The 14113-nt window shown below is 41.7% G+C and carries 5 protein-coding genes; all 5 read left to right on the top strand.

Translation table 11 applies throughout. From position 1 onward, the window contains the following. The first annotated feature begins 7 nt into the window (after nucleotides 1-7). Nucleotides 8-658, top strand: coding sequence for a DUF3540 domain-containing protein (locus KO525_RS00690; protein WP_215961873.1), 651 nt, complete (start codon nucleotides 8-10; stop codon nucleotides 656-658). A 14-nt stretch (nucleotides 659-672) separates the two neighbouring features. Further along, a complete protein-coding gene (locus KO525_RS00685) occupies nucleotides 673-1086 on the top strand; it encodes a DUF4150 domain-containing protein (RefSeq protein WP_215961872.1) in 414 nt (137 codons plus the stop codon). A 140-nt stretch (nucleotides 1087-1226) separates the two neighbouring features. Then, nucleotides 1227-2546: a TAXI family TRAP transporter solute-binding subunit gene (locus tag KO525_RS00680; RefSeq protein ID WP_215961871.1), complete on the top strand. Its 1320-nt coding sequence runs from the start codon at nucleotides 1227-1229 to the stop codon at nucleotides 2544-2546. Between the two features lie 16 nt (nucleotides 2547-2562). Beyond that, nucleotides 2563-3990 carry a tetratricopeptide repeat protein gene (locus KO525_RS00675; protein WP_215961870.1) on the top strand — a complete coding sequence of 476 codons (1428 nt, stop codon included), beginning with the start codon at nucleotides 2563-2565 and terminating at the stop codon, nucleotides 3988-3990. Between the two features lie 63 nt (nucleotides 3991-4053). Beyond that, the coding region (locus KO525_RS00670; protein ID WP_215961869.1) for an Ig-like domain-containing protein at nucleotides 4054-14113 on the top strand (10060 nt) is incomplete at its 3' end.

The raw sequence follows: 14113 nt of genomic DNA, 5'->3' as shown, positions 1-14113 counted from the left end.
GAATGTTATGAATATACCGTTATCGAGTGATTTAAAAGCTAAAATAGGGTTTACTGAACACGCTGTCATACAGGGGGGGTTTAATCGTGAATATATGGTTTTATCAGATAGGGGGGCGTATCGCGCTCAACTCGCATTCAGTTGTTTTGTTCAACCCGAAACCGGAGATAAAGTTTTAATTAACGTTGAAGGTAAGCAAAGCCATATTATTGCGGTAATCGAAAGGCCAGATAACCAAGATGCCAAACTGAGTTTTCCTGCAAGCCTGAAAGTCGAAACAAAACAAGGCGATTTAACATTTTCGAGCCACCGAGATATAAAACTTACCGCGACAAGACAACATAGCATTGTGTCAGAAGATTTAAACATTACGGCAAATAGCACTCAAGTATATAGTACTGAAATGCAAGTTTCGGGAAAAAATTTAAAGGCACAATGGACTTCAATTCAAACATTATCAGAGCTAATTACCTCGGTAGCTGATAAATTGATTAAAACGGTTAAAAATAGCTTTTCAAACGTTGAAGGTGTTGAACAGAAAAACAGTAAAAATTACGTGCAAAATGTGTCATCTACCACCACAATTCGTTCGCAACATGCAGTCATTACTGCCGAGAAAGATATGAAAATTGATGGTGAACGGATCCATATGGGATAAAGGACAACAATCGAATGGTTTTCGCGACAACACAGATGCCGGCAATGAATATGGCTTTTCCAGACGTGTGTTTAACGCCCATACCTTCACCGGTCGGGCCAATTCCAACACCGTTGCCTTATCCTAATATTGCGGTGACAGCGATGGGTATTCCATCGCAGGTAAAAGTATTAACTTTGGCTATGCCAAATCATAATATGTTAACTATTACTCCAATGAGTAATGGTGATAACGCTGGACTAATGATGAATCCGTTATCTGGCATGGTTATGGGGCCACAAAGGCAATTGCTAGGTAGTGTGAAAACTTTTATTGGTGGTTTACCTTCCAATAAAATGCTCGGTTTGTCAGGTCAAAATGGCATGATGCCGGGCTCTTTTGGTGCGACGTTAAGCCCTTCGCAAGTTAAAGTAATGATTTTGGCTTAATTTAGAATAAGAATGTTTATAAAAAGATAATATTGGTAAATCAAATTATTAAAATGATGGTGGCCTTAAAGCAATATTATCGTTTTAGAATAAAATCAGTATCTTAAATAGGTACTTACATAACTCAAAGGGAATAGTTTATGAACTTATATAACGTTAGGCCTTTTATTAGCTGGTCATTAATGATCGTCGCTATAATTGGGGTCATTTATGTAGGGTATTATAAAAGCAATTCCAGCACCGTGATTCGGGTCGCGTCTGGTGAAAGGACGAGCTATTTATTTCAAATTGGCAAAGAATTGAAACAAGCAATTGAAACACGTTCTGATTATAAAGTGGAATTGGTTGAGAGTGGTTCTTCAGGTATCAACCGAGGAGCTTTGCAGTCAGGAAAAGCCGATGTAGCTTTAATTTCTCCAAGTGCTACGGATATGACAAACTTAGCGGTCATCGCACCAATTGAAAAACATTTGTTGCACATTGTTGTTCATGTCGATTCCGGCATTCGTTCCATTTATGGCTTGTCAGGCAAGCGAATTTCTTTAGGCGGATTAAAAAGTGATCACAGAAAAGCCGCTTATAAACTATTAGAACATTATCAAATTGAAGAGTCCTCGCTATTAAATACTGAAGTGTCGCACCTTGATTTACTCGAAGGCCGTAACTTAGATGGTGCAATCATTAGCACCAGTGTTAACGATACCTATATGAAGAAGTTAATGAGCAGCGGTAATTTCAGCCTTATATCTATTGATGCGGCCGAGGGATTTGTCGAACGTAACAATCTTTACCAAAATGCTAATTTTGCTATGGGGGTTTATCCTTCATCTTTTGGTCCAATGCCAGACAAATGGTTACCAACCGTTTCAGAGAATGTATGGCTGGTGAGTCGACTCGATTTATCATCAGATATAGTGAACATGCTGATTGATGTTATGGAGACAAAAAATTTCACATTAAAATTCCCTTTATTATCTAAATGGTTAAAAGAGAGCGAGGGGAAATCTGACCAACTGTTGCTACATGATGTAACGAAAAGACGTTTTAATCCGTATGGCAGTTTCAAAACGGCGTTATTTGACTCACTACTGTTACTTTGGAGTATGAAGTGGTTTTTATTATTTGCCATTATCATTATTTGGAATGTTCGTTCACGTTGGATAGGCATTAATGAAACGTATGAAAAAGACAAGCAAGCTGCTCGATTACAACGAATTCAAGCATTGTTAGAAGATGTGAATGCACAGGAGCAAGAGCAAGCTGACACCAAAGATTATCGATTATTGACTCAACATTTAGCTGAAATTCGTAGGATAAAAGGTGAGGGGATTGCCGTTGCTAAAGAACAAGAAATGAGTGATAGCGCTGCATTTTTGTCTTTTTTACAACAATGCGATCACGTCAGTCGGGATATCCAGTGGAAGTTGTCGCTAGGTATTAACAGCAAAGATTTCAACTAAAATAAGTCATTAAACTATGTCGTTAAAGAAAAGTATAATTTTAGCTTCGATATTGGCTATTCATGGTTGTTCATTAAATAGCGTGCCACTATTGGATTTAGGCTCGGACAAGAAAAAATCTGATTCAGAGCAGCCAAAATTTGGCAAAGCGGATGGGAAAGGTGGTTCATTCACAAAAGTGATGCCAGACTTTAAATCTCTTGCTCCTTTGTATGACCTAGGATTTGAAGGCGACTTCGACCAGGGGCTCATTGCTTATAATGATAAAAATTATAGAAGAGCTCTTGTTGAATGGTTGCCATTAGCAAAAGAAGAAGATCCTCGAGCTGAATATTATATTGGCTTGATGTTTATGAATGGCTTAGGTGTTGAAGAAAACTATGATCAGGGCATACTTTGGTTAAAGTTGGCTGCGAATAGAGACTACGTAGATGCGCAATTTGAATTGGGCAGAGCTTATGTATCAGGTGTCAAAATTGAACAAAATCTTGATCAGGGCATCCGTTGGTTGCTATCAGCTGCGAAAAAGGGTCATGCAGGAGCCCAATTTAGTTATGGACTATTAAATCAACAAGACAAAGTGCCATTATCATCTGACTTGATGGCGCTCTATAAGCAAAGTCGTTCAAAAACTTTTAATTTTACTCAAGCTGCAAAATGGTACACCTTAGCGGCTGAACAGAATCATGCGGCAGCACAAAGTAACCTAGCATCCCTTTACAGGGTTGGCATTGGTGTTCAGCAGAATAATGAAGAAGCTTTTAAGTGGTATACAAATTCTGCTAATCAAGGTGTTATTGACGCTCAGTATAACCTAGGCTTGATGTATGAGCAGGGTATTGCGACACCTATGGACACTCAACGTGCGTTATTTTGGCACACCAAAGCGGCTGAACAAGGTTACTTACCCTCACAGCAACGATTACCATTTTTACAAAAAATGTTAGAGACGTTAAAAACATCTCTGGTGTTGTATGGTGGGACATTGGCTTCAACAACGCGAAAAAACTTAAGGCAAAGGCTCAAGAGTAATTTTGCTAACCCACTTAGAGAACAAGATAATTATTGGTTTGATATATACGAGTCGTCTAAGTTGCTAAAAAGTACAGATAGGTTGTTTGTTGGTTATAGCTTGCAAACCGACCAGGTAGCATCATTAGAATATCGATTCCCATCCCACAATGCGCCAAACTATGTGCTACAAATTATAGAGTTAATTAATGATAAATATGGATTACCTTTTGAATCGAAAGGTGACCTAAATTTTGGTGAAGTTAAATATAGCTGGAAAGCAAAAGATACGATTATTACGGTGACTCGATATTGGCCAGACACCACAGTTTATTTGTCTTATAAGATAGGTGATGCTTATCGCCAGATGGTATCGGAAATGCCTGAAAACGCGAAAGAAATAGAATACAACATTAAGTTTGAAACTTATTAGTAAAACAATTTAAAGGGACTTTGTCATGCTGTCGCAAGATGAGTGTAAATTAAAAGAATGAAGATGAATTTGTTTAAATTACTAACCAATTGTTCTCGTTACTTGCTATACGGTTTTGTTTTGCTGTTGGCGGCCTGTGATGTCACAGAAGAACCGTTAAATTCAAATTATGAAATTCGCTTAGAGCCTTTACAGGTGAGAGTAGGAGACGAATCTAGCATTAGAAAAGGCGATAAATTCGCACTTGCAATTTACAATCAGGATACGGGGCTAAAGGATTTTAGCGCGGCATTGTCGAGCGATAATCAAAGCTTTCAAGCGGACGAGTATACTTGGACGTTGAGTGATCCAAGCGTTGCTTCATTAGAGTCTGAACAAGGGTACGAAAATGTAATCACCATATTAAAGCCCGTTACTTTTACAATTGACGCAATAAATAGTCAAAATAAAACGTCGATTACCATAGAGTCGATAGATCCGTTATTACAACAAGTCGATATTGAAGCCAATAACGAGCAAATTATTCTGGGTAACGGCATAGAATTGACGTTATTTGGTACATTTAGTGACGATTCTCAAAGCCAGTTACTAGAAGGTATTGGTTGGTCCGTAGATGATGAATCGGTGGCTCAAATTGACGCGACCGGCAAAATATCATCTCTATCTAAAGGTCAGGTTGTTGTTTCAGCTAAGATTAATAATGGCATTGGTGAGCAGTTACTAGCAACAAAAACGATTGAAGTTACGCCAGCTGCTATTGTTTCTTTGGAAATAACGGGCACAGCATCGACGCCTTTAGGTCGTCAGATAGTGATGCAAGCGACAGCAACATTTACTGACAATACAAAAATTGACAGGTCCTCATTGGTTCAGTGGGAACATAATAGTCCAGCGATTGGTACATTTGATGAGTTTGGTAATTTCCAAACAACACAAGTTGGTACCACGGCAATTACCGCATCGATTGATAACGGTTACGGGAGTTCAATCACGGCAGCGAGTTTTTCACTGAATGTTGAAGAGAAAGTCGTGGATGGTTTAACAATAAAACCCATTAATGACACCTTAAAAACTGAACCATTGACAATCGCAATTGATAAAACCGAATTTTTTGTCGTCGAAGCTTTATATTCAAATTTGGATGTCGCTGATATCACCACAGATGAAACGTTAGTCTTTTCATCATCGCAATCCGATATCGCCACTGCGAGTTACGACCAAGAAAGTGAAAAGTTTCAGGTCGACACCTTTGAAGTAGGTACTGTCGACCTAACCGTTGTGAAGATGAATCGCAGCGAGACTCAAATAACAGGCACACTGCCACTCGTTGTTAATAAACCATTGTTATTGTCAATTGACGTTGAACCAGTAATAGAGCGTTATGCTTTAGGTTTAATCTCTACTTGGCGGGCTATGGGGAATTTTCAAAATAATATTCGAGAGGATATTACCGAGTTAGTTACCTGGAACTCATCTAGTGAAACCATTGCGAGTTTCAATTCGTCCAACCCAAATGAACTAATTGCTAGCAGTGTTGGGGACACTCTAATAACAGCGTCATTAGTCAATGATATTGGTGAAAATATTATAAGTACGGGGTTTGCTGTGTCAACAACCTCGGCACTATTGACTCAGATAACCATTGAAGCCACAGACGAGAATGTTTGGCAAAATGAGTTACTTTCGATTCCTAAAGGTGTCCGCACGCCGGTCAGAGTTGTAGGATTATACACCGATGGCACCCAACGTGATGAAACCAATGTCGTTTGGACATCGTCAAATAACAGCTTGGTCAGTATCGTCGCGGTAGATGGTTTTTTCATCGAAGCTAATTCGACAGCCAACGCACTTGGTACATTAACCGTTTCTGCCACGGTGGAAGGTGATGCTGGTATCGTCTCTGATGAAATCAATGTTAATGTTGTACCTGCTAAACTTGATTCATTCAGTATAGTACTGCCCGAAGAAAAAGGCTTATGGCAAGGTTATACACAATCTATTCAAGCAATTGGTAATTTTTCTGATGGGGTTGCACGTAATATAAGTGACTATGTCAGTTGGTCGATTGCGCCTGAGTTTGAAAGTTTTATCGGGTTTAACTCTGCATTAGCTAATACGTTAGATCTTATACTGCAAGGTGACGCCACATTAAATGCGACATTTATCGATGTTAACTACAACAATGTTGAAACAAACCAAAATATTGCATTTTCAATTTCGCCTCCACTCTTAGAAACTATCGAGATCGAAAGTTATTACGATTCTAATAAAGACGGTATCGGAGATGAGCTAATTAGCCAATTGGCGAAAGGTCAAAGTGGTGTTTTCAAGGCGATTGGTCACTATAGTGATGGGTCTACTCAGGATATTTCTAGTAAGGTAACGTGGGATACGTCCGATGGTAATGTGTTAAGTATTGTTGAAGCTGGAAGCGGCGCAGGCAGAGTCTTTGCTGCGAACTCGAGTGAAGCGGACGTTGTCGTAACGGCGTCGATCACTAACGCTGATAATATTGTGATATCACAACCTCTTAACTTCCCGGTAACCATTGCGGTTTTAGAAAGTATTAACTTGGTTCCGGCGGCATTAAGTTATGGCGTTAATGTACCAAGTGGTGAAAGTGTCCAAATTGATATTTGGGGTATTTATTCCGATGGTGGCTATAAACAAATAGAAGATGTTAGTGCGGCGCAATGGCAAAGTAGTAATATTGAAGTCGCGGAAGTAAACCCAACCACCGGCTTTGTTGAAATATTGCCAGGAGAAGGGTCAGTGGTAACCATTTCAGCGACAGAAGTTATATCTGGAAAAGGTCACTCAGCAACGATTTTGTTGAATCGAATTGAAACCGTATTTACGTCTATAAGAATTGAGCCAAATACCAGTGATACCCCTTGGATAGTGTCTTTAGGATCACAGTTCCAGTTTAAAGCATTTGCCGTATATGCCGACACGACTGAAAAAGAAATAACTAAAGAAGTGACGACCAATTGGAGCATTCCAAATACTGATGAGCACGAGGTTGCTATTATTAACAATAGTGACTTAAAAGGGTTAGTTACTGGGCTAACGCAAGGAGATGACATAGTAACATTGACCGTATCATCGTCAAATCGATATGGTGATCAGATTTTCTCTAGCGCTGAAATTATAGTAGGTGCGCCAATACTCGAACTAATTGAAGTTGCTCCAACTAATACTAAAATGGTTGCTGGCGATACTATTACATTTGAGGCTACTGGTTATACATCGGATGATAGATTTTTAGAACTAACAGATACCGTGACTTGGTCTTCTTCGAATACCGCGATTGCTGATTTTAACCAAACCAATGCTAGCGATTTATATGCGAAGTTTGCCGGTGAAATAGAAGTTTTTGCTAAGTACACGCCGCCGGGGCAAGAAGAAATTTCTACCACAACACGAGTAAGCATCTCTGCAGCAACTCTACGTTCAATTGAAATAACACCGACGTTTGAGCGCTTTACGGTTAGTCCGCAACCAGAAGCATTATTTTTAAAAGGAGTCCCTGATCTGCTTATAGCGACAGGTATTTACTCGAATGAAAGCCGCTCTGGTCTTAACGGTGAAGTAAGTTGGTCGTCTTCAAATCCATCAGTTGCGACGGTTGATGTAGTTGGTATTTTAACGCCTATTGAAGAAGGTGAAACAGTCATCACTGCTGAACTTGTGATTGATGAACTTGGCGAATCAAAAACAATTTATGTCGACTATCCAATTGTCGTTGGTGGTCCGTTATTAGAATATCTTGAATTATCACCATTATCCCCAACCACTATCATCAATTTGCCACTGCAATTTACCGCGATGGGGTTTTATTCTGACGGCAGTAGTACAGACTTAACCGAAGAAGTTACATGGCAAGTTGGTCGACCGGGTGATGATGTTGCTTTATTAATTGGTAGCATGACTTCTGGAACGGAACTAGGTGGTCGTTTTGTTGCGAACAAAAATGGTTTTGGGCCGATAAGTGCTCGGATAAATAATTTCGACGGTGTTGAAATAAGTAAACAAACATTTATCACCGTTAGTGCCCTGACTGAAATTAACATTACCAATGTGCGAGAAACCGTCTATGCCGGTCAAACAGAAGAGTTTACAGCGATTGGTAAAGCAGAAAACGGTAAATCCATAGTTTTCACTGAAGGTTTAAATTGGCATGTGTCTGGTGCTGGTGGCGTTTTAATTGAGAGTGATGAGAATACGTCGGTTGCCCAAGTGAAAACGGCAAGCGCTGGCCTATTGTCGGTATCTGTAGATTGGACACTTGACGACAACAATCCTATAAGTGGTGATATTGATGTCTCGGTAACCTCACCATTATTAAATGCAATTTCTATAGAAGTTGATCAAACTTCGGTACCCGATGGGAGAACAGCACAGCTAAGTGCTACAGGAACTTATTCAGATAATTCGACTTTAGATCTAACGGAACACGTTGCTTGGACAACCTCAAACAGCAGTTTGGCTGACCCGGCAAGCGACGGTACGATTTCAACATTTGATTTAGGTGAAGTAAAGATTGCCGCGAGTATCACTAATGCTGAAAGTGAATTGTTAAGCAGTAATGTCCTCGATTTCACAATTGGAGATGCAGTACTCGATACCCTTAGCTTAAATTATCCAGATAGTGAGATTGCACGTGGCTCAGTGATAAAAATGGTGCCAACGGGCACTATGACTGATGGCACCACTGATTTACCGACAACAGTGACATGGCAATCTTCTGATACGTCAGTTGCGACGGTTGATAATGGCGGCGCGGTATTAGTTTTAAGCACGGCGAATATTGGTAGCTTTGCAACAATTAGCGCCAAAGCGAAAGAGTCATTCAGTTCTAGCGTCGATGTTACAGCAACGTCAGTGATAACCGTCGGAAACCCAGTACTAGCTTCATTGGCGATCAACTCAATAGGTGGCTCGGTCGCTCGTGGGACTTCAAGTACCTTGACTACGGTTGGGTTATTAACGGATGACACATTAGGGTTACCAACGCCTTTGACTTGGACAAGTTCAAACCCAGCGGTTATGTCGATTGACGCTGCAACTGGGGTGGTTACTGTTCCAGATTCAGCACAAATCGGTGACGTAGCAACCATATCAGTTTCAGCACCATCATTTATCGGCTCGTCAAATATTATTAGTAACTCGACCGTATTATCGGTGAGTGCGCCATTAGTGGAAAACTTGTCGATAACAAATGGTGACATAGGTGTTGCAAGAGGAACCGCAATAACAATGGTGCCGGCAAGTGTCATGTCTGACAGCAGCTCTGCGCCTATATTATCTTGGTCGACGAGTAACGCTGATATCGCTGTGATCAGCAATACGGGGACCCTTGAAATACCGAACGGTGCGACATTAGGTAGCACAGCTCGTATAACAGTATCAGCACCAAAAACCACTAATTCTAGTGTTCTGGTTACAGATTCCATATTAGTAACAGTTCTACCTCCGGTTCTTGATACATTAACGATTTCGTCTAGTTCGTCGAGTGTTCCTAGAGGGACAGATATTTCATTATCGGTTTCTGGCATGTTGTCAGATAATGGCCTCGGTATTCCAACCACCCTAGAGTGGTCAAGTTCAAATACGAGTGTTGCAACTGTGAGTTCAGTAGGCGTAGTGTCAACAACGAACACTGCTGCCATCGGTTCAACGGTTACCATTACTGCGCGAGCTAAAAAAGAAGCAACTTCAAGTACATATATTGTTGATCAATATGAATTAACTATTGCGGCGCCATTATTAGATACTATCGATATCGTTCAACCTGATTCAGAATTGGGGCTAGGACTAAGTTTACAGTTAACCATTACTGGTCTTTTAAGTGACGGTACAAGTGATTCGCCATCTGGGGTTATTTGGTCGAGTTCGAATACTGATACGGCGACGGTAGATAGTAACGGTGTTGTAAGTGTTTTAAATGCAACAACCGTTGGTAGTCAGGCATTGATAACGGCTAAGGCTGAAATAAACCCCGGTTCTGGCGTTTATACAAGTTCGTCGATGACGATTACGGTAATTAATGCGGCACTAGAAACTATTTCCTTGTCGGCGACAAATACAACAGTTCCAGTGGGCACGACTCAGCAAGTTGTGGCAGTTGGTTCTTTGTCGAACGGAACCAATGGCATTTTAACGTCTCAAATTTGGAGTAGCTCTGACACGGATACCGCAACCGTTAATAGTAGCGGTTTAGTCACATTCAAACCAAGTGCGACAGCTGGTGACACCGTTGATATTGAGCTTAGAGCGCTTGCACAAGCAGGTTCATCAACCTATATTTCTGGCAATATAACATTGACGGTTGGCGACCCTATATTATCTGGTATTGAGATTACCACTTCGCCGCCGACAATTTCGCGAGGCACCACGCTGTCTATTACGGCTGTTGGAACCTTAACAAATAACAACAATGGTTTACCAACACCATTAACTTGGTCTAGCTCAAATACTGATGTAGCGACAGTTGATACAAATGGTGTGGTAACGATAAAGGCTTCGGCATCAGTTGGTAGTCAAGCCGCAATTACGGTTTCTGCCGCGGTTACAGCTGGTTCAAGTGTTACCGTGCGTGATACGTTAACGGTAACTGCTGGGCAAGCGAGGTTGCAAAGTCTCACATTGTCTGCAACGGAAATGGATGTACCAGTGGGGACATCACAGCAAATATCAGTAGCAGCATTGTTGTCGGATGGCAGTACTACTTTGTCAACTTCACAGGTGTGGAGTAGTGCTGATGAAAATATTGCGACGGTTAGTAGTACCGGTTTAGTTTCGATTAAATCAAGTGCGACAGTGGGTGATACTGTTGTAATCGAACTTAAGGCGCTAGAGCTTTCTGGTTCAACAACTTACATTACAGATACTTTGACGCTGACGGTCGGAGATCCAATACTTTCGAGCATTGAAATTACCACAGCCCCCCCAACCATTTCGAGAGGTACTTCGTTAGATATTACCGCATTGGGAACGTTGACAGACAATAACAATGGCTTACCAACGACTTTAACGTGGTCGAGCTCAAATACTGACGTAGCGACAGTAGATGCTACAGGTGAAGTGACGATTTTAGCCGCTGCGAGTGTTGGTAGTCAGGCAACAATAACTGTAACCGCACCAGTGGAAACTGATTCAAGCCTGCTTGTGTCAGATACAGTGACAGTGACGTCAGGCCAAGCGAAATTGCAAAGTATAACCTTATCAGCGACAGAGACGGATGTGCCGGTAGGTACATCGCAACAAATTGATATTGCTGCATTGTTGTCGGATGGCAGTACGACACTATCAACTTCACAGGTGTGGAGTAGTGCTGATGAGAATATTGCGACGGTTAGCACAACTGGTTTAGTTACTATTAGTCAAAATGCATCAGACGGAGACTCTGTTGTCATCGAACTCAATGCACTCGATTTACCGGGGTCTGGCACATACATCAGTAATACAATAACTATCACTGTAGATACTCCAATTTTATCAAGTATTGCGATCACAACAGATGCACCGACTATTCCTAGAGGAGCGGAATTAACTTTAGATAAGGCCGGTACGTTAACGGATAATAGTAACGATTTGCCAACCACATTAACTTGGTCGAGCTCAAATACAGATGTAGCGACAGTTGATGGTAATGGCACAGTAACTATAGATGCTGCAGCGAGTGTTGGTAGTCAGGCAACGATTACTGTAACCGCACCAGTGGAAACTGATTCAAGCCAGTTGGTTTCGGATACAGTAACGGTAACAGCGGGGCAAGCGAGGTTGCAAAGTCTCACATTGTCTGCAACGGAAACGGAAGTACCAGTGGGTACATCACAGCAAATATCAGTAGCAGCATTGTTGTCGGATGGCAGTACGACATTGTCAACTTCACAGGTGTGGAGTAGTGCTGATGAGAATATTGCGACGGTTAGCACAACTGGTTTAGTTACTATTAGTCAAAATGCATCAGACGGAGACTCTGTTGTCATCGAACTCAATGCACTCGATTTACCGGGGTCTGGCACATACATCAGCAATACAATAACTATCACTGTAGATACTCCAATTTTATCAAGTATTGCGATCACAACAGATGCACCGACTATTCCTAGAGGAGCGGAATTAACTTTAGATAAGGCTGGTACGTTAACGGATAATAGTAACGATTTGCCAACCACATTAACTTGGTCGAGCTCAAATACAGATATAGCGACGGTTGATGGTAATGGCACAGTAACTATAAATGCGGCCGCTGTATTAGGCAGTCAAGCAACGATAACCGTAACTGCCCCAGTAGAAACCGGTTCAACCGATTTAGTTTCTGGCTCAGTTATCGTCACTGCGGGTCAGGCTTCACTGCAAAGCTTTACAATGTCGGCAGACTCAACTGATGTACCTATAGGCACAAGTCAGCAAATAAATGTTGCAGCCTTGTTATCGGATGGTGGTACCACGTTAGCTACAAACCAAATTTGGAGTAGCTCTGACGAGACAATTGCAACGGTAGACAGTGGCGGTTTGGTTTCAATCAAATCCGACGCAACGGAAAATGACAATGTTGTTATCGAGTTGAAAGCACTAGATTTACCAGGTTCTTCGAACTACATAACCAATACGTTGACTTTAACGGTTGATAAGGCAATTTTGTCAAGTATCGCGATTACAAACGTCGCCCCAACAATTCCTAAAGGCACAACACTTGATTTAGTTGCAGAAGGGACTTTGACTGATACGAGCAGTGGGTTTCCAACGCCATTGACGTTAACTTGGTCGAGTTCAAGTACTACTGTAGCAACTGTCGACAGTAGTGGTGTCGTTAGTATGAGTAAATCGGCCGCTGTGGGAAGTCAGTCGACAATCACAGTATCTGCGCCAGTGGTAGACGGCTCAACAACAATCGTTTCTAAGTCAATAACCGTGACTGCAGGTCAGGCAATATTGCAAAGTTTAACTTTAACTCCTGCTACACCTAGCTTTGGAACTGCTACCGAAGTACCTGTTGGGACGACAAGGCAAATAAACGTTGCCGCTGTATTGTCTGATGAAAGTTCGACGCTGCTAACGACTCAAGTTTGGAGTAGCTCTGATGAAACTATTGCGACGGTCGATACTGGCGGTTTGGTTTCAATTAAATCAGATGCGACAGTTGGCGATACGGTCGACATCCAGTTAAAAGCATTAGAATCATCAAGTTCAAGTACATTTGTTATTGGCACGGCAACGTTAACCGTCGGCGATCCAATTTTGTCGAGTGTAGCGATTACAAATGTAGCGCCCACCATTCCAAAAGGTGGGGAGCTAGAGCTAGATACTTTAGGTACATTTAGCGATACCAGTACAGAGGTACTCGGGGATTTGAGTTGGGCTTCAACTTGGACAAGTTCAAGTACGAGTGTGGCAACGGTTAACGCTAGCGGTGTGGTTTCCATTGATGATGCCGCCGCAGTGGGCAGTCAATCAACTATAACAGTGACTACGCCAGTCGAAAGTGGGTCAAGCGTCACAGTATCCGGTACGGTAGTTGTAACAGTTGGGCAGCCAATATTAGAAACATTAACCCTGTCAGCAAGCGAGACGTCGGTTCCGGTTGGTACCACACAACAAGTTTCAGTGGCAGGAGTATTGTCGGATACCAGTACAACGTTGTTAACAACTCAGGTTTGGAGTAGTGGCGATACGAGTATTGCAACGGTAGACAATGGTGGTTTAGTGACGATAAAACCTGATGCGACTGTCGGCGATACGGTTGTTATTGAATTGAAGGCCTTAGAATTGCCCGATTCGTCCACTTATATTACTGATACCATAACCCTGACTGTTGATAATCCAATTATTTCAAGCGTTGCCATTACAACTGCTGCCCCAACGATTCCGAAGGGCGCAGACTTAACGTTAGCTACTTTAGGTACGTTTAGCGATACCAGTACAGAGGTACTCGGGAATTTGAGTTGGGCTTCAACTTGGACAAGTTCAAGTACGAGTGTGGCAACGGTTAACGCTAGCGGTGTGGTATTCATTGATGATGCCGCCGCAGTGGGCAGTCAATCAACTATAACAGTGACTACGCCAGTCGAAAGTGGGTCAAGCGTCACAGTATCCGGTACGGTAGTTGTAACAG

The sequence above is a fragment of the Psychrosphaera sp. B3R10 genome, from assembly GCF_018861025.1.
GTDB classification, from domain to species: Bacteria; Pseudomonadota; Gammaproteobacteria; order Enterobacterales; family Alteromonadaceae; genus Psychrosphaera; species Psychrosphaera algicola.
The sequence above is the reverse complement of the archived record's forward strand: the minus strand, read 5'-3'. Positions and strand labels throughout refer to the sequence as shown.